The organism is Trinickia caryophylli, from assembly GCF_034424545.1.
Taxonomy (GTDB): Bacteria; Pseudomonadota; Gammaproteobacteria; order Burkholderiales; family Burkholderiaceae; genus Trinickia; species Trinickia caryophylli.
Map to the genome: position 1 here is coordinate 3,291,242 of NZ_CP139970.1, position 18,960 is coordinate 3,310,201.

An 18,960-nucleotide genomic window follows, 5' to 3' on the forward strand; every position below is an offset into this window, starting at 1 on the left:
TTGCTACGAAGGTTTGAATAATGAACGGAACGCGGGACGAACCCGCGAGGCGAAAGTGTCGATTATCGCTCGGGTTGCAGCGCTGTGCGCACAGGTGGTGCCGGCCGTACCGCTGCCTTGCGGCCGACGATGACGGTGGCGATCACGGCAGCCGCGAAGAGCCACGTCGATGGCTGCACCGATTCGCCGAAAAACGCGGCCGCAAACGCGATCGTGAAGAAGATCTGCAGCAACTGTACCTGCCCGACGCGCGCGATGCCGCCGATGGCGAGGCCGGCGTACCAGGCGAAGAAGCCGATCAATTGCGAAAAGAGCGTGACGTAGCCGAACGCGAGCCAGGTCCGCAGCGCGAGCGGCGCGGGGTGTGCGAGATGCTGCTGCCAGACGAGCCAGCCGACGGGCACGGCGAGAAACGGCGCCGTGACGACGAGCGTCCAGCAGATCACCTGCCAGCCGCCCATTTGCCGGGCGAGGCGGGCGCCTTCGGCATAGCCGAGCGCGCCGATGGCCACGGCGGCGAGCATCCAGGCGTCGCCGGCTTCGAGCGTGCCGCCGCCCGCGTTGAGCGCGAACGCCACCACGAGCCCGCTGCCTACGGCTGCGCTCGTCCAGAAGGCGGCGGACGGCCGTTCGTGCGACAGCCAAGCGGCGTAGAGGGCGACGAAGAGCGGCTGCAGGCCACCGACGAGCGCGCCGTGCGACGCCGGTACGGTTTTCATGGCCCAGGCCGAGAAGACGGGAAACGCGACGATGACGCCGAGCGCGACGACGAAAAGGCTCTTCAGCTGCGCGCGAGTCGGCAGCCGCTCGCGGCGCCAGGCGAGCAGGGCGGCGGCCGGCACGGCGGCGGCAAGGGCTCGGCCAAGGCCGTTCAGGAGCGGGTGGATCTCCTGAACGACGATGCGCGTCATCGGCAGCGTGAGGCTGAAGATCGCGACGCCGACGAGGCCGAGCAGCATGCCCTGCGATTCGCGTGAAATCATGTCGGATAGTCCTGAATCGATGCTGAGGAGAAAACGGGAATCGGGAAACGAGAAAGGCGCCGCGTTCAGCCGAGCATGCGTACGCCGGAGGGTGTCTCGAATTCGGCGACGAGCGCGGGAGCCGGGGCCGGCACGCCGTCGAGCACGATCAGGTGCGCCGCGCCGAGCCAGTTCAACTGCGCGGCTGCGAGCTCGGGCTGCGGATGGCGCGCCTTGAGCGTCTTGAGCGCCACGCCGGAGGACGGCAGCGTCGCGCCCGGGTGCGCGGGCGTGTCCCACTGGATGAGGGTTGGCACGACGCCGTCGCCTGCGCCTTGCCAGGCGGGGAAGCTGCCGTCGTCAGGCACGGTGAGCCGCCAGGTCAAAACTCCGCGCGACATGGCGATGGCGGGCGGGATGCGCGATGGATACTGCGACTGCCAACGAGCGAGATCGCGCGGACGGCTCACCCGCGCGGCCCAGTGCGCGAGAAACGGCCCACGCTCGAGTCGCTCGCGCATGGCCGGTCTGTCGAGTTCGAACCAGCGTGCGCGCGCAACGCCGTCCATGCCCGGCCGCTGCGTTGCCGGCGAGGACGAAGCGGGATGCGCCTCGGCGTCAGGGTCGATCGCTATCACTTCCAGATAGGCGCCGCCAAAGAGGCCGAGCACGCGGTTGTGCGTGCCCATGCCGGCATGCTTGCCGCCCGGCAGGAGCTCGATGCCGAGGGCCTCGGTGACGAAGCGCGCGCCTTCGTCGAGCGTGCGGGCCGCGACGACGAGGTGATCGAGTTCGAGCGAGGGAACGTTGTGCATGCGAGGGAAGCGGTTCGGGCCGCCAATGCGGGCAATAATGTAGCATCCACTTTAATGGCTGATGCCGGCACAGTAACGGTACAATTGCCGCGATACTTCTCTGTACAGTTGGATGGCCGCCATGTCCGCCACACTCGATCTTATTCCGGCTCCGCACGGGGCATCGCCGCTGACCCTCGTGGAGCAACTCGTGCAATGGGCACGCCGGCGCATCGACGAACGCGTGTTCCGCCCCGGCATGCGCATGCCTTCGATCCGCAAGCTCGCGCAGGACAAGAGTGTGTCGCGCTTCACCGTCGTCGAAGCGTACGAGCGGCTCGTCGCGCAAGGCTATCTGGAGTCGCGCAGGGGCTCGGGCTTTTACGTGCGCGAACGCGCGAACGGCAGTTCGCCGCCGGCGCTCGGCGGGGCTTCCACGAGCAAGGCTGCTCCCGTGCGCAATACGATCGACGTCGCCTGGCTGCTGCGCAGCACGGTCCAGACGAGCAGCGCTGAAAAAGGCCCGGGGCTCGGCTACCTGCCGACGCGCTGGCTCGACGGCGAGCTCGTGGCCGGCGCCCTGCGCACGCTCGGGCGCCAAAGCGCGGCCCAATGGCTCGGCAACGGCACGGCCCAGGGGTTTCTGCCGCTGCGCCAGCAACTGCAGACGCGCCTCGCCGAGTTCGAGATCGGCGCGCAGCCCGATCAGCTCGTGCTCGTGTCCGGCATTACGCAGGCGATCGATCTGATCGCCCGGCTTTTCGTGCAGGCGGGCGATGCGGTGGTGGTCGGCGATCCTGCCTGGTTCCAGATGTTCGGCCGCTTCGCGTCGCAGGGCGCGCGGCTCGTGGGCATGCCCTATACGGCGAACGGGCCGGACATCGACGCACTCGAGACGCTCGTCGCGACATGGCGCCCGAAGATGCTCGTCATCAACTCGGTGCTGCACAACCCGACGGGCACGTCGCTTTCGCCGGCGCAAGCGTTCCGCATTCTCCGGCTTGCCGAAGCGTACGATTTCATCGTCGTGGAAGACGACGTATATGGCGACCTGTGCCCGCCGAGCTATCCCGCAACGCGCCTGGCGAGCCTCGATCAACTGAAGCGCGTGATCTACCTCGGCAGCTTCTCCAAGACGCTGACGGGCAACCTGCGCGTGGGTTTCGTCGCCGCTTCGCCCGATCTGGCGCAGGCGCTGACGGACCAGAAGCTGCTTGTCGGCATGACGACGCCCGAACTCAACGAGCGCGTGCTCTACAAGGTGCTGACCGAAGGGCACTACCGGCGCCATGTCGAGCGGCTGCGCGCGCGGCTCGACGGCGTGCGCGACAAGTGCGCGAAAATGCTCGAGGCGGCCGGGTTCACGCTGTTCACGGCGCCGGCGGCCGGCATGTTCCTCTGGGCGGACGCGGGCGTCGACGCCGACGCGTTCGCGGCCGCGGGGCAGGAGGCCGGCTTCTTGCTTGCTCCAGGCAGTCTTTTCTCGCCGCACCAGTCGCCGACCACTTTCTTGCGCTTTAACGTCGCCAACTGCGGCGATCCGGCGCTGCCGGGCTTTCTCGCCGGCTATCTCGATGCGCGGCGCACGGCGAGGCCCTTGAAAACGGGGCAGGGCGCCCCCAGTTGACGGCCTGTTCGCCGCGGCGCCTCCGGCGGCCGGCCATGCGCGCGGCCGCCGGAGGCGCCGCGCTTCGCGCTCCAACCTCATTTACGCAAACAGGGAACCCGGACCATGGCACAGGAAACCATGAGCTTTCAGGCGGAAGTGAAGCAGCTTCTGCAACTGATGATCCACTCGCTTTACAGCAACAAGGAAATCTTCCTGCGCGAACTGATTTCGAATGCGTCGGATGCGTCCGACAAGCTGCGCTTCGAGGCAATCGCGAACAATGCCTTGTACGAGGACGATCCGAGCCTGCGTATTCGCGTGTCGTTCGACAAGGACGCGCGCACGGTGACGATCGACGACAACGGGATCGGCATGAGCCGTGACGAAGCAATCTCGCATCTCGGCACGATTGCGCGTTCCGGCACGAAAGAGTTCTTCTCGAAGCTTTCGGGCGACCAGCAAAAGGATGCGGCGCTGATCGGCCAGTTCGGCGTGGGGTTTTACTCGGGCTTCATCGTTGCCGACAAGATCACGGTCGAAACGCGCCGCGCCGGCCTGCCGCCGTCCGAGGGCGTGCGCTGGGAAAGCGCGGGCGAGGGCGACTTCTCTGTCGATGCGATCGAGCGCAAGGCGCGCGGCACGACGATCACGCTGCACCTGCGCGAAGGCGAAGACGAACTGCTGTCCGGCTATCGGCTGCGCACGATCATCCGCAAGTATTCGGACCACGTCGCGTTGCCGATTCTCATGAAGAAAGAGGAGTGGGATTCGGAGAAGGGCGAGACGGTCGTCAAGGAAGAGGACGAGACGGTGAATCAGGCGAGCGCGCTATGGACGCGCCCGAAGAGCGAAATCACCGACGAGCAGTACAAGCAGTTCTACCAGCATCTCTCGCATGACCATCAGGACCCGCTCGCCTGGACGCACAACCGCGTGGAAGGGCGCAGCGAGTATACGCAGCTGCTGTACGTGCCCGCGCACGCGCCGTTCGACATGTGGAACCGCGAGCGCCACGGTGGGCTGAAGCTCTACGTGAAGCGCGTGTTCATCATGGACGATGCCGAGCAGTTGCTGCCGCAGTATCTGCGTTTCATCCGGGGCGTGGTCGATTCGGCCGATCTGCCGCTCAACGTGTCGCGCGAAATCCTGCAGGAAAGCCGCGACGTGCGCGCGATTCGCGAAGGCGTGACCAAGCGTGTGCTGTCCATGCTCGAAGAACTGGCCGGGGCCGAGACCGACGAGGGCCGCGCGAAATATGCGTCGTTCTGGAAAGAATTCGGTCAGGTGCTCAAAGAGGGGCTCGGCGAGGATTTCGGCAATCGGGAGCGCATCGCGAAGCTGCTGCGCTTCGCCACGACGCATACCGATTCGACTGAGCAGACGGTTTCGCTTGCCGAGTATGTCTCGCGGATGAAACCCGAGCAGACGAAGATCTACTACGTGAGCGCCGATAGCTGGCAGGCCGCGAAGAACAGCCCGCATCTCGAAGTGTTCCGTAAGAAAGGCATCGAAGTGCTGCTGCTGTCGGATCGCGTCGACGAGTGGGCGCTCGCCTATTTCACCGAATTCGACGGCAAGCCGCTCGCGAGCGTGGCCCGCGGCGACCTCGACATCGACGCGTTCGACGACGAGGAAAAGAAGGCGCACGAGGCGCTGTCCGAATCGATGAAGCCGCTCGTCGAGAAGATGAAGGAAGTGCTCGGCGAGAAGGCGAAGGACGTGCGCCTGACGTTCCGCCTCACCGATTCCCCGTCGTGCCTCGTTGCGGACGAAGGCGAGATGAGCGGCTATTTGCAGCGCATGCTGAAAGCTGCGGGGCAGCAGGGGCCCGAATTCCGCCCGATCCTCGAAGTGAATCCCGAGCACGCGCTCGTCAAGGGGCTTTCCACGGAACGTCCCGATTTCGCGGACTGGTGCCATCTGCTCTTCGATCAGGCGTTGCTCGCAGAGGGCGGTGCGCTCGAAGATCCGGCCAGCTTCGTGAAGCGTACGAACGCGCTGCTGCTTGCGCGCTGATGCACGGCTCGACGCTGCGCCCGAGCCCGACCGGGGGGAGTTGGCATGAAACGCCGCTGCCCTCGTTCACGGCCGCGCAAAAAGACTGGCTCACGCGCGGCGGTTCGTTGACGGCGCACCTGCGGCGGCTCGGCGCGGTGGCGGTGCGGGTGACGCGTGAGGCGGCCGCATGCGCCTGGGCCGACGAGCAGGGCGCGCTCGGCGTCGCGCCGCGCGAGCGCGTTTGGGTGCGCGAGGTGGTGCTCGAGGTGGATGGCGTGCCGTTCGTCGCGGCACACAGCATCGCGCCGTTGCGGGCCAGCCGCGGCGTGTGGCAGGCGATGCGGCGGCTGTCTGCGCGGCCACTTGCCGAACTGCTTTACAGCGACAGGACGGTGGCCCGCTCGCCGCTCGTCAGTGCGCGGCTCACGGAGCGTCACCCGTTGTTCGCGCTTGCACGGCGCGAACTTGACAGCGCCGCGCCGCAAGTGCTGCTCGCGCGCCGCTCCGTGTTCATGCGCAACGGTGCGCCGCTCATGGTGACCGAATGCATGCTGCCGGCGCTCTGGCGGCGTGTCGCACGTCCGGCGCGTGCCTTGCCGTCGGTCCCGGGCCGGCCGGCGCGGGTGCGGGTTTTTTCTGATTTCCGATGCTGAAGCGTTCATTTGCGCCGGTCGTCGACGAGCGAACGTGCGTGCTCGTTCTTGGCAGCTTGCCGGGCGAAGTCTCGCTCGCGCACGGGCAGTACTATGCCCATCGGCAAAACCGGTTTTGGCATTTGATGGGCGATGTGATTGGGGAAGATTTGCCTCGGATGGCGTACGAGGCACGCCTGCAGACGCTGCTCGATCATCGGGTAGGGTTGTGGGATGTGATCGCCCAGGCGCGTCGCGAAGGGAGCCTCGATAGCCGGATTCGCGATCATGCGACGAACGATCTGGCCACGCTCGTGGCTGGGTTGCCGAATCTTGCTGCGGTTGCGTTCAACGGCGGCACGGCGGCGAAGATCGGCATGCCGGCGTTGGCCGAGAGCCGACTATCGCTCGATCTCATCAAGCTACCGTCGAGCAGCCCGGCTTATGCGGCCGTGCCATATTCCGAGAAGTTGAGGGCGTGGCAGGCGTTGCGGAAATGGCTGGGACGGCGTCTCGCGAAACAACCGAAGCGGTGACGTGCCTCTCGACGAAGAAAAGCGAGCAGCCATCGACGCAGCGCGCTCGGGCGATCCCATAGCGCTCGAGCGCCTGCTGCGCGTGTTTCAGCCGGACATACGCCGCTATGCGCAGCGCAATTGCTTCATTTCGGACGTTGACGTCCTCTTACGCCGGGACTTCGAGGAACTCACGATCGGTGAGATCGCTGCGCATCTCGGCTCGTCCGTCCCGGCGACTAAAAGCCGCCTGCATCGTGCGCGAACGCTGGCGCGCGCATATCTGCTTGTCGGACCACAATAACCCTGGGCAGACGAGGCAGCGGTGGATATCAGCGGGGCGCTGCCTTCGGCGTTGAAATGACGATGAGGTTCAACGCGATCCGCATCTCGACGTTCATGCAGTTGCCGCCGCCATCATGCGAATGACATTTCCAGCTCCACCCCTGAGTAGTTGACGCGCGGCGCCACTTCTCGACCCTCGCCTTCTTCGAAACGAACGAGCCCGTATTGCTCCATTGTCCGCAACGTCCGCGATAGATTGGACTTCGCACGGCCCGAGCGTTCCGCTAATTCGCTCAGTGACGCGGGCTTCGTCTCGGCGATCAACGCAAGCAGCGAGCGGTTTCTGTCGGAAAGCACCTGTGCCAGCGTTTCGAGCGACTGGAACCAGACTTTGGGCTCATCCGGGCTGGGCACATAGTCACCTCGGGCGATTGCCATCGTCCGAGCTTTGTATTGCTCCAATGACGCAATCCCGACCTTCAAGACGTTGGCTGTACTCATGCTGACTGCTCCTTCTCGCAAGAATCGCTTCAACTTCGACCCAGAAATCCGCCAGCAACTTCGCAGCGTCCTCGTAGAAATAGAAACGAACCTGGGCGCCGCGATGCGCGTGGTCATACTCGATGCGCGTACGTGCTCCCGGTCCTGAGCCCTCGCGGATGGGATGCGCGTTGTCAAAGCCCAAGAGGCGAGAGCCCGCCTCGTCATGGAGCGTGAGCGAATACCGAAGCCCCTGCGGACGTTCCGCTGTGACGGCGCACTGCCTCACCTCGAACTTAACCCAACACTTGCCGCGGGAATCCACGACAAGCGTTTCTCCATCGAGATAAAGCAGCGTATCAAGGCCGGAATCGCGCACGTTCGTTTGCTTGGATGTTATCACCGGATCATAACTTCATCAATCATCTCGCTACCGCGCCGGACCACCTATGCGGATGCGGATGCGGATGCGGATGTGGCACGGTTGCGGGCCGTCGTCTGCTTGCATACCCCGGCGCGGACCAAGTGGAGGCTTGCGAATCGCTAGATGCTAACGAGGGAGTTCGGTCTTCGCGGTGCATTCGCCTGCTTCTAGGACCGAATGCCAGGCTTGCGCGGTGCGACTCCGAGTAGATCGAGCTAACGGCTGCGCTTTACCGCAGGGCGCCGGTTAGCGCTGTTGTTCGTCCTATCGGCCAAGACCTCAGCATGTGGTCCTACGCGGGTGGGGCAGCGATGCCGTAGCCGATGTCAAATTGACCAAAACATCAACCGGTTTTGGCATTTGATCGGGGATGTAATGGATGCGGCGCTGCCGGGGATGACGTACGAGGCGCGGTTGCAAGCGCTGCCCGATAACCGCCTGAGGTTGTGGGACGTTATTGCGAAAGCCAAGCAGGAAGGTAGCGAACAACGGCAAGCGGCTATTGATGCAGCTCGCTCGGGCGATTGCCGCGACGCCCTCGCCTATATCGAAAACGCTTGCTTAGTAGTAGTTAGTAGTCGCTCTCGCGTTGATGGCGCACGGCAAGGATCGTCACCGTTCGATCGTCGTCGATTTCAAACAGCGGACATATCCCGATGCGCCGAACGGATTGATCAGTTCCCGTAAAAGCGGGTATGCAGGGTGCGCGGCTGCGATTGGCCACGACGGCCATATTCCGGCTGCGATTGCTCGCCCGCTTGCTGCCCATTCGGGGCTTAGCGGCGGAGACGGCGTTGCTACAAGGCCAAGTGTGCTGGAAAAGAGTACTGGACCACGTTGACGAGGCGGGTACGCGCAGCCACCATAGAGCATGGTTGCCGATGCCTCAATAGGCTGTGGTCAAGGGCATCGTTTTGTGATTCTCAAGGAGGGACCATGACTGAGCGCGATAAGGTGTTTGCGGGCTCGATCCCGAGGTCCTACGACACGCTGATGGTCCCTCTGATCTTCGAGACTTATGCCGCCGACATGGCGGAGCTCGTCGCGGCCTCCTCGCCCGATTCGGTGCTGGAAACCGCGGCCGGCAGCGGCGCGGTTACGCGGGCGCTTGCGCCAAAACTCCATGTTGGCGCGCGCTACGTGGCGACCGACCTCAATCAGCCCATGCTTGACTATGCCGCCACGCGGCAGGGGGCCGGTGACCGTATCGAATGGAAGCAGGCGGATGCGCTCGACCTGCCATTCGAAGACGCGTCATTCGACGTCGTTTGCTGCCAGTTCGGGGCGATGTTTTTTCCCGACCGGGTCATTGGCTACGCCGAGGCCCGTCGCATGCTGAGACCGGGCGGGCGTTTTGTCTTCAGTGTCTGGGATCGCATCGAAGAGAACGCCTTTGCCGACGAGGTCACCAACGCCGTCGCCACGGTGTTTCCGCACGACCCTCCAAGATTCCTCGCCCGCACGCCGCACGGCTACCACGATATCGCACTGATCCGAGAGGACTTGAGGCGCGCAGGGTTCGCGGACATCGAGATCGAGACACGGGCGAAGGCGAGTTGCGCGCCCTCGGCACGCGACGCCGCCACCGCTTATTGTCTGGGAACGCCGCTGCGAAACGAAATAGAGGAGCGCGACGCTGAATTGCTTCAACTGGCTGTGGACCGTGCTACGGCGGCGATTGCCATTCGCCATGGCGAAGGTCCGGTGACCGGTAAGATTCAGGCACATGTGATCGTGGCGGCATATTAAGGCGGTCCCGGTGCGAGTCTGCTGCAAGCCGATCGGCACGTGCGACAAGCCCGGGTATTCGATGCCCCGCGCGCCTGCCATGTGCGCCGGACTGCGATTGGCCAGATGGCATTCCCCCGAGCTCGTGTTCTCGGGGATGCTGCCGACGCGCGTGCTTGATTGGGGCGACTATGGTCGAGTGAGATGCCCGGAAACTGCCCGAGTCCGCCGGCTGAAGTTGGCCGTACGTTGCCTCACGGTCGTGTGCGGCGATCGCGCAGGGCGCGCATCTGACGCAAAAGGTACAACCCGACCCGTTTCTGCCCTTCACACTTCTCCAAAGCGGCCATTCAGTCACCACCAAGGCCAACAAGAAATCCGGCTCCTCACGTCTAGGTGGGGTTGTCCCGAGGGTCTCGCGTCGTAATCGCGGCGGGCAATTGTCATGGGGAGACGTTCGCAGATGCCGATCTTCAAAGGTTGGTCGTGACTAGGTGAGCAGCGATCCCGAACATTGTGACGGCAACGAAGCCGTCAAGCGTTCGCCAGGCGATGCTGCGACAAAAGATCCAGCGGCAAGCATATGAAAGTCGCGAAAGGAAAAGAAACCAGGCAGAGGACGCTATGATCGCGCCGAGAACGAAAGGCCAGCGGGCGCCTGGCGACTTGCTTGCGGTCATCGCCCCGAGCACAAACACTGTGTCGATCCATGCGTAAGGGTTTAGCAGCGACACTACGGCCGTGGCAAGCAACGTTTTTTTGAAAGAAAAACTGGTGCTTACATCTCCAGCATGAACTGTCCGCTCGGTGCCAATTGCAGCGCGGAAAGCCAGCGCGCCATGGCAAATGAGATACGCGACTCCTCCCCATAACGAGATAGAAACGACAATGGGGTGGCTCGTCAGCAGCGCTGTAAAACCGCCGGCGCCGAGTGCAATGAGCAGAGCATCACTGCCGGCGCAAACCGCTACAACAAGAAGCAAATGCTGACCGGAGATCGAGTGTCTGATAACGAATACGTCTTTCGGACCCACAGAGGAGAACAGTCCGAGGCCAAGTAGTAGACCTTCGACAAAGACGGAGGTGTCTAACATGAGTCATGCCGACAACCTCTTAAGCTGAACCGGGGATAGTTACAGTAGATACTGACTATACGAGAGCCGCGTTTGCATTTCAATCTCACCCGAAAATTTAGCACATTGCAGTTGGCGGGTTGCTCACTGCGACGTAACAGCGAATCGGCAATTGCCTTGACGCGCCGATAGCTGCGGAAATCGTTGACGATCTAACCAAGGTCATCGACTGACTGTTCATGGCCGATTCCCGACAAACCGAACGGTGGTGTGAGGCGTCGGTAGCTGAGGAGGACCGTGCAGCCGGAGATGTCGAATCAGTCAAAACCTCAACCGGTTCTGGCATCTGATCGGAGACGTAATCGGTGAGGGCCTGCCATCGCAAAGCTGTCGCGCTTACGCCGCCTCGAGCAGTTCCTTGAGTTTGCTCAAATCGCGCATGACCCATTGCGCGTCCGCGGCGAATTTTTCGTCAGTCATCCCCGGTACGCGGAACAGTGTGAACTGCACTTCGACCCCGGCGCCGTTCGAGATCACGCGCATCGGCACGTAGATTTCCCCACCGTCGGGCAGTTCGACGTAGTGATCGAGTACGCCGTACGCGTTGGGCTCGGTGAAGCGGATCTTCACGGGGCCGCCCTCGCCTTCGAATAGCCATACGGTTCCGTCGTTGCCGAGGGGCTTGCCGAGGCCCGATGCCCAACGCGCGAACGAGTCGGGCCGCGCCATGAAGTCGTAGGCGTCCCGCAGGCTCCGCAGGATCGATATGCTGATCGCTTTCGATTCGGCCGTTGGCATCGTCATGCGATTTTCCGAGGTTGGGGGAAGCAGGGCGGGCAGGGCCCGCTTCCCGGAGATTGTGGAGGATTCGGCGCCGGCTGTCGAATCGTCGGGAACACCGGCCACGGTATACTTCCGCGCTTTCATTGCCTTCACGCGGCAACCAAGGACCACACATGAGCGCATTGCCTCCCTGCCCCAAATGCAACTCCGAATTCACCTATGAAGACGGGAACATCTACATCTGCCCGGAGTGCGCGCATGAGTGGTCGGCGCAAGCCGCGGCGCCGGCCGAAACCGCTGGCAGGGTCTATCGCGATTCGGCCGGAAACGTCCTGCAGGACGGCGATACCGTCACGGTCATCAAGGACTTGAAACCGAAGGGCTCGACAGGCGTGATCAAGATGGGCACCAAAGTGAAAAACATCCGCTTGGTGGACGCCGACCACGACATCGACTGCAAGATCGAAGGCTTTGGCGCCATGAGCCTCAAATCGGAGTTCGTCAAGAAGGCGTGAAGCGGGGCGGTGGCCCGCTCGCGACGCCCCGCCGAATCCAGGCATGGCAACGCCGTCGGCAGGGCAGATCGCCGGTACGGTCTCGCCGAACGGACTACCCGCCGCGCTGCCGCGAGCTGGTCGCGATCCGATAAACTTTCGGTATTGGAGCCAGACTCTGCAAGGAGGCAACCCGATGACACTGATCATTTATCTGATTGGATGGCTGATCCTGATAGGCGGCGTGTCGTGGGGGCTGATCGCCATGCATGTGTCGCAACACACGGTTGCCATCGTGGCGGTCATCCTGCTCGGTATCGCCGTGATCACGGCGGCTACCCGCACACGCAACCGCGACCGCTCGTAGAGGCTCTCCCCGGTGCACGTTATAGGCGCCCTGAAATCAGTGAACTTGCAATGACCGATACCTCCTTTTCCTCGCCCGATTCCGCGGCGCAAAACCTTGCCCCCGAGGCTCCCGAGACGGTGCACGAGGACGGCTTGTGGCGCGACGGCGGCTGGACCGCCCGCGTGATCAAGAACGAGGACGACGACGGTTGGGCCGTCGAAATGATCAAGGACGGGGAGCCGGAACCCGCGCTGGTCGGTCCTTGGACGATGGGGCGCAACAAGAAGGATCCGAAGCCGCTCGATGTGTCGGCGTTCAACACGCTGGTGAAGACGGCGTCGGAGGTATTGCGCCGCCACGAACAGCAGTTGCGCGCGCAACTGCACAAGCGGGTGACGGTCGGCGCGGGGGCGGGCGGTGGCGAATTGGAGATCACGCTCGACATCGTGCCCGACGAGGACGAGCCCTATGCGTTGCTGACGGCGCTCGACGCCTTTGGCGAGCAGTTGGCTCAAGTGCAGGTGGCACCCAACTTCAAGCTCAACAAGGCGAGTGCCGCCAACTGGGTGGAGAACGAGTTTCGTCGGCCTGGCTGATGGCTGATGGACGATGGCGGGTCGGATGCGCTGCGAGACCTGCCGTATCGGCGGCACCGGATGGACTGCGTAGAATGCGCACTTACCGATTACCTCACCAGGGCACTCTCGTATGGCAATGAAGAAAACGGACCTTGAGAAAAACAAGGCGCTCAAGCTGACGCACTCGATGAAGCAGAGCCATTCCGAGCGTTTCGGCAAGGGCGCGGCCGATACGCCGCTCGGGCGGCGCGAGCAGCGCAAGCTGGATCAGGCGAAAGGGCTCGTGCCGTTCGCCTGCAAGCTCGACGGCGACTTGGCGAACCAGCTCAAGGAGCGCGCTGCGACGCACCCGGAGGGCATGACGGGCCTGCTCGACGAACTGCTGCGGCAGGCGCTCGCGGCAGCGGAACGGTAACGGCACAATATCGGCGTCCACCCTATTCATCACGACTCAGAGGAGCAGCGCCATGACGGCTGCGACGCAATTCGATCAAGTTTCCGTTATCAAGCGGGCCAACGTCTATTTCGACGGCAAGTGCGTGTCGCACACCGTTCTTTTTGCCGACGGCACGCGCAAGACGCTCGGTGTGATCCTGCCAGGTACCCTCAATTTCGGCACCGATGCCCCCGAGATCATGGAAGTGCAGGCCGGCCAATGCCGTATTCGCCTCCAAGGCAGCGATCGGTGGATCACATACGGCGCGGGCGAATCGTTCTCGGTACCCGGCAAGAGCCGCTTCGATATCGAAGTAACCGAAACGCTCGACTACGTCTGCAGCTATCTGTGAATGCAGAGGGCGGACGCCCGGTGCAAAGCCTCGTGTCCGCCCGTGTTGCCGGTTGCTTCCAGGTACGGGGTGGGCGCCGCGGCCGGACGTCGGCACGGTGACCCTCAGGCCGCTCACGATACGCCGAGCACCGATTTCGGTTCGAGAAACGCCTCCAGGCCGAACGTGCCGTACTCGCGGCCAATGCCCGATTGCTTGAAGCCACCGAAAGGTGCGGCGGGTTCATGCGCGAGCGAGTTGACGAGCACGCGCCCCGCTTCGATTTGCGATGCCACCGAGCGTGCCCGCGCGATGTCGGGCGACAGCACGTAAGCCTGCAAGCCATAGGGCGTATCGTTGGCAATGGCGATCGCGTGTTCGGTATCGCGGTACGCGATGATCGAAAGCACAGGTCCGAATATTTCCTCGCGCGCGATGGTCATGTCGTTCGACACATCGCTGAAGACGGTCGGGCGGACGAACCAGCCCGTTGCGATACCGTCCGGGCGTCCCGGCCCGCCGGCAATCAGCCGCGCGCCTTCTTCCATTCCGACACGGATGTACCGCTGCACGCGGTCCCATTGCTTCTGGCTGACCATCGGCCCGATGCTCGTGCGCGGGTCGCGCGGGTCGCCGGCCCGGATGCCCGCAATGGCGCGCACGACACGTGCCTCGAAGTCCGCGAGCCGGCGCTGCGGCACGAGTATGCGGGTGCCCGCGATGCACGCTTGTCCGCTGTTCATGAAGCCGGCCTCGAGCGCGAGCGGCACGGCTTCGTCGAAGTTCGCGTCGTCCAGCACGATGACGGGCGATTTGCCGCCAAGCTCCAACGTCACGCGCTTGAGCGTATCGGCGGCCGTGCGCAGGATCGTCTTGCCGACGGCTGTCGAGCCTGTGAACGATACCTTCGCCACGTCGGGATGCGAACTGATCTGTGCGCCGACCGTTTCGCCGCGGCCGGTGACGATGTTGAACACGCCGGGTGGCAGACCGGCTTCGTGCAGCGCCTGGGTCACCACGCGCGTCTGAATGGCGCTCATCTCGCTCGGTTTGACGACGGCCGTGCAGCCAGCGGCGAGCGCGCTCGCGAGTTTGCCGCAAATGAAGCCGGCATCGCTGTTCCAGGGCGTGATCAGCCCCGCCACGCCGAGCGGCTGCATCGTCACTTCGGCGGTGCCGGCGCGGCGGGTGAACGCATAGTCTTCGAGCATGCGGGCAGCATCCCGCAGCACGTTGCCGGCATGGCGGGCCATCCAGCGGCCGCGCGACACCGGTGCCCCATATTCCTCGACGATGGCTTCGAAAAGCGCATCTTCCCTGGCCGCAACGGCTTCGTGCATCCGCTTCAGCATGCCGATGCGCTCACGCTTGGTGGTGTGCGAAAACGCCGGAAACGCGCGTTTGGCCGCAGCGATGGCATCGCGCGCATCCGCTTCGGCTGCCAGACGAACGCGGCCGATCACTTGCTGCGTCGCCGGATTGAAAAGGTCGAACAATTCTTCTCCGCGCGGCGTGACGAACGCCCCGTCGATATAAATGGTGTCGATGATCTGCATGGCGATCCTCAAAACATTCCCTGATGCGTACGATAGAGCGCCGGCATTGCGTTGACTAGGCGTACAATCGGGAATGATGTGTTGAACGATTTGAGACAATGAGGACGTCCGGCCTGCTCGAACTCGAAGCCGTACTGGCGGTGGCGCGTCATCGCAGCTTCCGGGCGGCCGCTGTAGAGATGGGCGTGTCGACGTCCGCGCTCAGCCACGCGGTAGCGGCGCTCGAGGCGCGTATCGGCGTTCGGCTCTTCAATCGCACCACACGCAGCGTCTCGCTATCCGAAGCCGGGGGGCAATTCGTGAGCGCGGTTGCACCGGCGTTATCCGCGATCCGGCTCGCGCTCGAGCAGGCGGGCAGCTTCCGCGACACGCCGTCGGGCACCCTGCGCATCAATACTTCGGTGGGCGCCGCGAACCGGGTCATGCCGGTCTTCATCGCGTTCTTGCAGCGCTACCCCGACATGAAGCTCGATATCGTGACGGAAGGACGGCTCGTCGACATCGTGGTCGAAGGCTTCGATGCCGGTATCCGCCTCGCCGAAACGGTGCCGCAGGATATGATCGCCGTCCCGTTCGGCGACCCGCTGCGGTTTGCCGTCGTGGGCACGCCTGCGTACATTGCGCAACACGGCGCACCGCGCACGCCTGCCGATCTCAAGGCCCACCGTTGCATACGCTCGCGCATGCCGAGCGGGGCAATTGCTCACTGGGAGTTCGCCCGGCGTGGGCAGACGGTGCGCTTCGACGGCGAGGGTGCGCTGACGCTCGACGAGCCGGGCCTGATGCTCGCGGCGGCGCGGGCGGGCCTCGGGCTCGCCTATCTGACCGAATGGAACGTCAGCGCCGATCTGGCCGCCGGCACGCTCGTGCGCGTGCTGGAGGACTGGACGCCCCCACTCGACGGGCTTTGTCTTTACTATCCGGGCCGGCGCCATGTGCCGGCCGGATTGCGCGCCTTGATCGAGATGATTCGCGAGCGGGCGGGTTCGCCGGCTTGAGTTCACAGCGCCCGCTCGCGCCGTGTTTGCCTTCGCTGCGTCAAACTGACTCAAGTTTGCCGACCGACCGGCCGTTAATGCATTAAACGCTCCTGAGCTTCGATACGCCCCCGTGTGCCCTGGATGGTCCGAGGCACGGCCTTGCTATTTCTCCGAGTCACAGAACGATGCGCAATAACGGCCCCGTCACCCAACGCGAATACGAATTGACCGACGACATCACCCTGATGTCGACGACCGACACGAAAAGCCGCATCCTCTACGGGAACGCGGCCTTCGTGGAGGTCAGCGGCTTCACCCGCGAGGAGCTGGAGGGGCAGCCACACAACATCGTTCGCCATCCCGACATGCCGAGCGAAGCGTATGCGGATATGTGGAAGACGCTCGAGGGCGGCGAGCCGTGGACGGCCATCGTCAAGAACCGGCGCAAGGACGGCGATCACTACTGGGTACGCGCCAATGCGATGCCCGTGGTGCAGCGCGGGCAGACGGTCGGCTACATGTCCGTGCGCACGCGTCCGTCGCGCGAGGAAGTGGCGTCCGCCGAAGCGCTTTACGCGGCGATGCGCGAAGGCCGCGCGGGCAGCGTCGGATTCCATAAGGGCGTGGTCGTGCGCATGGGCTGGCGCCGCTTCACGTCGGCCCTCAAGACGATGACCGTACGGTGGCGCATCCGCTCGACCCTCATCGCACTCGTTGCGCTGGTAAGCGCGGCAACGTGGGCCGCCGGCGAGACGGGCGGCCACCTGGGTGCGATCGCCGGCGCGACGGCCGTGGCTGCCACGCTTGCATCGCTCTGGCTCGAAGCGCAGATTGCGGTCCCGCTCGAGACGTTGCGCAGACACGCACTGCGTGTGGCATCGGGAGACGGGCGCGACACGCTCGAGATCGATCGTGTCGACGAGATCGGCATGACGTTGCGTACGATCAATCAACTGGGCCTGGTTCTGCGTTGGCTCGTCGACGACGTGAGCGAGCAGGTGCGTCACGTCGAAGTGGGCATCAACGAATTTGCGCAAGGCAACGCGGATTTGAGTTCGCGCACCGAACAGGCTGCCTCGAGCGTGCAGCAAACCGCGTCTTCGATGGCGCAGATGACATCGTCGGTGAAGAGCAATGCCGATACGGCTTCGGCGGCCAACGATCTGTCGAGCGCGGCGAGCGAAGCGGCGGCGATGGGAGGGCGCGCGGTGGGCGAGGTCGTGCATACGATGAACGACATCACGGCCAGCTCGCGCAAGATCGGCGACATCATCGGCGTGATCGACGGCATCGCGTTTCAGACCAACATCCTGGCGTTGAACGCGGCCGTCGAGGCGGCCCGCGCGGGCGAGCAGGGGCGCGGCTTCGCCGTGGTTGCCGGCGAGGTGCGCAGTCTCGCGCAACGCAGCGCGCAGGCCGCCAAGGAAATCAAGTCGCTCATCGATGCGAGCGTAGGCAAGGTGGAATCGGGCGCGAAGCTCGTCGACGACGCCGGCCGCACGATGGAAGACATCGTCGCCCAGGTCAAGCGCGTGTCCGATCTCATCGCCGAAATCAGTTCGGCGACGAACGAGCAGAGCGCCGGCGTTGCACAGATCGACAGTGCCGTAAGCGATCTCGACAACATCACCCAGCAAAACGCCGCGCTCGTCGAGCAAAGCGCGGCCGCGCTCGCAAGCCTCAGGCAGCAGGCCACGCGGCTCGTGCAGGCCGTGACCGTATTCCGCTGAAGCGTGCCGGCGGGGCCGGGGCCGCTGCGTGGCTGCGCATCGGTACGGCGGACGGCGTCTGCGGGAGTCGGGCAGTGCTATTCTCTCGTCCGATTCAACCATGCGCCTTCGCGGCGCGATTTCCGCCATGACCGATCTCATCAAGCGCGCTTCGACCGAAGCGCGCGCGTTTCGCAGCACGTCCCGCCGCCATGCCCGCACCGCGGCAACCGAAGGCAGGGCCCCCAAACTCAACAGCAAGCGCGGTCGGGGGCTGGACGATGCGTCGGGCGCCGATGCATCGACTCTGATCGACATGCCCCGCAAGCCGCGCTTCGCGCCCGTTACGTTCTCGGAAGAGGGGGGCGTGCGCTATCTGCATTTCGGCACCGAATGGGTGCAGGGCGCGATGCGCATCCGCAAGCCGGATCACATCGAACTCGAGTATGCGCAGCAGATGATGGCGTGGCTGCTCTTTCTGGAGACGCCGAAGCGCATCGTGCAACTGGGGCTCGGCACGGGCGCGCTCACGAAGTTCGCTTATCGCTTCTTGCCCCGCGCGCGCGTGGAGGCGGTCGAGCTGAACCCGGCTGTCGTGGTCGCGGCGCGCACGATGTTCGCGTTGCCCTCCGACGACTCTCGCCTCGCCGTGCACGAGGCCGACGCATGGGACTTCGTCAACGACCGGGCCAACCACGGAACGGTCGGTGCACTGCAGGTCGACCTCTATGACGCGACGGCCCGCGGGCCGGTGCTCGACAGCGTGGCGTTCTATCGCGCCGCGCGCGCATGCCTGGGCGAGGCGGGCGTGATGACGGTGAATCTGTTCGGCGATCACCCGAGTTTCGTGCGCAACATGAAGCACCTGAAGGCGGCGTTCGACGCTCGCGTGATCGCGTTGCCCGAGGTTCACGAAGGCAACCGGATCGTCCTCGCATTTTCCGGGCCCGCCCTCAGCGTGCCGTTCGCCGCGCTCGACACGCGCGCGAAGCTGATCGAGGGCACGCTCCGTCTGCCGGCGCGCAAGTGGGTGAGCGCGCTGAAGGCGGTGCTGCCCCCAGGCGTGACCACGTTCGACATCTGAGCGCCGGGCCGCCCGGCCACCCGCTGCGGGCGGCCTGCTCGCCCAGGGTCCGCCCTGCTTGACCGGCCGGGCGCGCCTCTTATACTCTTGCGAAGCTTTTGAGATGCCCGGGAGCGCGCGCTCGAAAGGCGGCGGGCCCGGTCACGATACGGGTTGCAGG

Annotated in this window: 21 protein-coding genes; 14 read left to right on the plus strand and 7 right to left on the minus strand. The window is 64.3% G+C overall.

Features of this window, described 5'->3' with window-relative positions; translation table 11 throughout:
• Window positions 1-62: 62 nt before the first annotated feature.
• Both U0034_RS14860 and U0034_RS14865 read right to left on the minus strand, forming a co-directional pair.
• Window positions 63-983: a DMT family transporter gene (locus tag U0034_RS14860; protein ID WP_085230260.1), complete on the minus strand. Its 921-nt coding sequence runs from the start codon at window positions 981-983 to the stop codon at window positions 63-65.
• Window positions 984-1,048: 65 nt separating this feature from the next.
• Window positions 1,049-1,777: a VOC family protein gene (locus U0034_RS14865; protein ID WP_085230261.1), complete on the minus strand. Its 729-nt coding sequence runs from the start codon at window positions 1,775-1,777 to the stop codon at window positions 1,049-1,051.
• A 121-nt stretch (window positions 1,778-1,898) separates the two neighbouring features.
• Here U0034_RS14865 and U0034_RS14870 point away from each other — a divergent pair, with 121 nt between their 5' ends.
• The 5 genes from U0034_RS14870 (at window position 1,899) to U0034_RS14890 (ending at window position 6,814) form a co-directional block, all read left to right on the plus strand.
• Window positions 1,899-3,383 (plus strand): aminotransferase-like domain-containing protein, encoded by a 1,485-nt coding sequence (locus U0034_RS14870; RefSeq protein WP_085230288.1) that lies wholly within the window; start codon window positions 1,899-1,901, stop codon window positions 3,381-3,383.
• A 105-nt stretch (window positions 3,384-3,488) separates the two neighbouring features.
• Entirely contained in the window at window positions 3,489-5,381 is a 1,893-nt protein-coding gene (gene htpG / locus U0034_RS14875) for a molecular chaperone HtpG (protein ID WP_085230262.1), read from the plus strand.
• Complete coding sequence (locus tag U0034_RS14880; protein ID WP_085230263.1) at window positions 5,381-6,016, plus strand: chorismate--pyruvate lyase family protein; 636 nt, start codon at window positions 5,381-5,383, stop codon at window positions 6,014-6,016. The genes htpG and U0034_RS14880 overlap by 1 nt, the downstream gene beginning before the upstream one ends.
• On the plus strand, window positions 6,010-6,531 hold the full coding sequence (locus U0034_RS14885) for a DNA-deoxyinosine glycosylase (protein WP_085230264.1): 522 nt from the start codon (window positions 6,010-6,012) through the stop codon (window positions 6,529-6,531). The genes U0034_RS14880 and U0034_RS14885 overlap by 7 nt, the downstream gene beginning before the upstream one ends.
• Before the next feature lies 1 nt (window position 6,532).
• On the plus strand, window positions 6,533-6,814 hold the full coding sequence (locus U0034_RS14890; RefSeq protein ID WP_085230265.1) for an RNA polymerase sigma factor: 282 nt from the start codon (window positions 6,533-6,535) through the stop codon (window positions 6,812-6,814).
• Between the two features lie 113 nt (window positions 6,815-6,927).
• Here the strand turns inward: U0034_RS14890 and U0034_RS14895 are convergent, their stop codons facing one another.
• A complete protein-coding gene (locus tag U0034_RS14895; protein ID WP_085230266.1) occupies window positions 6,928-7,296 on the minus strand; it encodes an HVO_A0114 family putative DNA-binding protein in 369 nt (122 codons plus the stop codon).
• Window positions 7,214-7,678 carry a toxin-antitoxin system TumE family protein gene (locus U0034_RS14900; protein ID WP_327197012.1) on the minus strand — a complete coding sequence of 155 codons (465 nt, stop codon included), beginning with the start codon at window positions 7,676-7,678 and terminating at the stop codon, window positions 7,214-7,216. The genes U0034_RS14895 and U0034_RS14900 overlap by 83 nt, the downstream gene beginning before the upstream one ends.
• Before the next feature lie 957 nt (window positions 7,679-8,635).
• On the opposite strand from U0034_RS14900, the gene U0034_RS14905 reads away from it, so the two are divergent.
• Window positions 8,636-9,448 carry a class I SAM-dependent methyltransferase gene (locus tag U0034_RS14905; protein WP_085230267.1) on the plus strand — a complete coding sequence of 271 codons (813 nt, stop codon included), beginning with the start codon at window positions 8,636-8,638 and terminating at the stop codon, window positions 9,446-9,448.
• Between the two features lie 452 nt (window positions 9,449-9,900).
• Here the strand turns inward: U0034_RS14905 and U0034_RS14910 are convergent, their stop codons facing one another.
• Both U0034_RS14910 and U0034_RS14915 read right to left on the minus strand, forming a co-directional pair.
• Window positions 9,901-10,521, minus strand: a complete 621-nt coding sequence (locus U0034_RS14910; RefSeq protein ID WP_102623167.1) for a LysE/ArgO family amino acid transporter — start codon at window positions 10,519-10,521, stop codon at window positions 9,901-9,903.
• 375 nt (window positions 10,522-10,896) lie between these two features.
• A complete protein-coding gene (locus U0034_RS14915; protein ID WP_176072645.1) occupies window positions 10,897-11,304 on the minus strand; it encodes an SRPBCC family protein in 408 nt (135 codons plus the stop codon).
• A 152-nt stretch (window positions 11,305-11,456) separates the two neighbouring features.
• Here U0034_RS14915 and U0034_RS14920 point away from each other — a divergent pair, with 152 nt between their 5' ends.
• From U0034_RS14920 to ppnP, 5 genes are all read left to right on the plus strand, one after another.
• Entirely contained in the window at window positions 11,457-11,798 is a 342-nt protein-coding gene (locus U0034_RS14920) for a zinc ribbon domain-containing protein YjdM (protein WP_085230039.1), read from the plus strand.
• Window positions 11,799-11,973: 175 nt separating this feature from the next.
• Entirely contained in the window at window positions 11,974-12,144 is a 171-nt protein-coding gene (locus U0034_RS14925; RefSeq protein WP_170151722.1) for a hypothetical protein, read from the plus strand.
• Between the two features lie 50 nt (window positions 12,145-12,194).
• A complete protein-coding gene (locus U0034_RS14930; RefSeq protein WP_085230040.1) occupies window positions 12,195-12,722 on the plus strand; it encodes a hypothetical protein in 528 nt (175 codons plus the stop codon).
• Between the two features lie 112 nt (window positions 12,723-12,834).
• The gene (locus U0034_RS14935; RefSeq protein ID WP_085230041.1) at window positions 12,835-13,119 is read left to right on the plus strand and encodes a hypothetical protein; all 285 of its coding nucleotides are present in this window, start codon (window positions 12,835-12,837) and stop codon (window positions 13,117-13,119) included.
• 52 nt (window positions 13,120-13,171) lie between these two features.
• Window positions 13,172-13,492, plus strand: coding sequence for a pyrimidine/purine nucleoside phosphorylase (gene ppnP, locus U0034_RS14940; protein WP_085230042.1), 321 nt, complete (start codon window positions 13,172-13,174; stop codon window positions 13,490-13,492).
• 113 nt (window positions 13,493-13,605) lie between these two features.
• On the opposite strand, the gene U0034_RS14945 is transcribed toward ppnP, so the two are convergent.
• Window positions 13,606-15,027: an aldehyde dehydrogenase family protein gene (locus U0034_RS14945; protein ID WP_085230043.1), complete on the minus strand. Its 1,422-nt coding sequence runs from the start codon at window positions 15,025-15,027 to the stop codon at window positions 13,606-13,608.
• A 98-nt stretch (window positions 15,028-15,125) separates the two neighbouring features.
• On the opposite strand from U0034_RS14945, the gene U0034_RS14950 reads away from it, so the two are divergent.
• From U0034_RS14950 to U0034_RS14960, 3 genes are all read left to right on the plus strand, one after another.
• Window positions 15,126-16,025, plus strand: coding sequence for a LysR family transcriptional regulator (locus U0034_RS14950; protein ID WP_085230044.1), 900 nt, complete (start codon window positions 15,126-15,128; stop codon window positions 16,023-16,025).
• A 167-nt stretch (window positions 16,026-16,192) separates the two neighbouring features.
• Complete coding sequence (locus U0034_RS14955) at window positions 16,193-17,737, plus strand: methyl-accepting chemotaxis protein (protein ID WP_085230045.1); 1,545 nt, start codon at window positions 16,193-16,195, stop codon at window positions 17,735-17,737.
• Window positions 17,738-17,864: 127 nt separating this feature from the next.
• Window positions 17,865-18,800, plus strand: coding sequence for a class I SAM-dependent methyltransferase (locus tag U0034_RS14960; protein WP_085230159.1), 936 nt, complete (start codon window positions 17,865-17,867; stop codon window positions 18,798-18,800).
• The last annotated feature ends 160 nt before the right edge of the window (window positions 18,801-18,960 follow it).

What these genes read in the sequence shown, in the direction of transcription:
- U0034_RS14935 (WP_085230041.1), top strand. Translation starts at nt 12,835, where the DNA reads ATGGCAATGAAGAAAACGGACCTTGAGAAAAACAAGGCGCTCAAGCTG.
- U0034_RS14885 (WP_085230264.1), top strand. Translation starts at nt 6,010, where the DNA reads ATGCTGAAGCGTTCATTTGCGCCGGTCGTCGACGAGCGAACGTGCGTG.
- U0034_RS14955 (WP_085230045.1), top strand. Translation starts at nt 16,193, where the DNA reads ATGCGCAATAACGGCCCCGTCACCCAACGCGAATACGAATTGACCGAC.
- ppnP (WP_085230042.1), top strand. Translation starts at nt 13,172, where the DNA reads ATGACGGCTGCGACGCAATTCGATCAAGTTTCCGTTATCAAGCGGGCC.
- U0034_RS14950 (WP_085230044.1), top strand. Translation starts at nt 15,126, where the DNA reads ATGAGGACGTCCGGCCTGCTCGAACTCGAAGCCGTACTGGCGGTGGCG.
- U0034_RS14865 (WP_085230261.1), bottom strand. Translation starts at nt 1,777, where the DNA reads ATGCACAACGTTCCCTCGCTCGAACTCGATCACCTCGTCGTCGCGGCC.
- U0034_RS14945 (WP_085230043.1), bottom strand. Translation starts at nt 15,027, where the DNA reads ATGCAGATCATCGACACCATTTATATCGACGGGGCGTTCGTCACGCCG.
- U0034_RS14870 (WP_085230288.1), top strand. Translation starts at nt 1,899, where the DNA reads ATGTCCGCCACACTCGATCTTATTCCGGCTCCGCACGGGGCATCGCCG.
- U0034_RS14895 (WP_085230266.1), bottom strand. Translation starts at nt 7,296, where the DNA reads ATGAGTACAGCCAACGTCTTGAAGGTCGGGATTGCGTCATTGGAGCAA.
- U0034_RS14920 (WP_085230039.1), top strand. Translation starts at nt 11,457, where the DNA reads ATGAGCGCATTGCCTCCCTGCCCCAAATGCAACTCCGAATTCACCTAT.
- U0034_RS14930 (WP_085230040.1), top strand. Translation starts at nt 12,195, where the DNA reads ATGACCGATACCTCCTTTTCCTCGCCCGATTCCGCGGCGCAAAACCTT.
- htpG (WP_085230262.1), top strand. Translation starts at nt 3,489, where the DNA reads ATGGCACAGGAAACCATGAGCTTTCAGGCGGAAGTGAAGCAGCTTCTG.
- U0034_RS14910 (WP_102623167.1), bottom strand. Translation starts at nt 10,521, where the DNA reads ATGTTAGACACCTCCGTCTTTGTCGAAGGTCTACTACTTGGCCTCGGA.
- U0034_RS14880 (WP_085230263.1), top strand. Translation starts at nt 5,381, where the DNA reads ATGCACGGCTCGACGCTGCGCCCGAGCCCGACCGGGGGGAGTTGGCAT.
- U0034_RS14925 (WP_170151722.1), top strand. Translation starts at nt 11,974, where the DNA reads ATGACACTGATCATTTATCTGATTGGATGGCTGATCCTGATAGGCGGC.
- U0034_RS14915 (WP_176072645.1), bottom strand. Translation starts at nt 11,304, where the DNA reads ATGACGATGCCAACGGCCGAATCGAAAGCGATCAGCATATCGATCCTG.
- U0034_RS14860 (WP_085230260.1), bottom strand. Translation starts at nt 983, where the DNA reads ATGATTTCACGCGAATCGCAGGGCATGCTGCTCGGCCTCGTCGGCGTC.
- U0034_RS14960 (WP_085230159.1), top strand. Translation starts at nt 17,865, where the DNA reads ATGACCGATCTCATCAAGCGCGCTTCGACCGAAGCGCGCGCGTTTCGC.
- U0034_RS14905 (WP_085230267.1), top strand. Translation starts at nt 8,636, where the DNA reads ATGACTGAGCGCGATAAGGTGTTTGCGGGCTCGATCCCGAGGTCCTAC.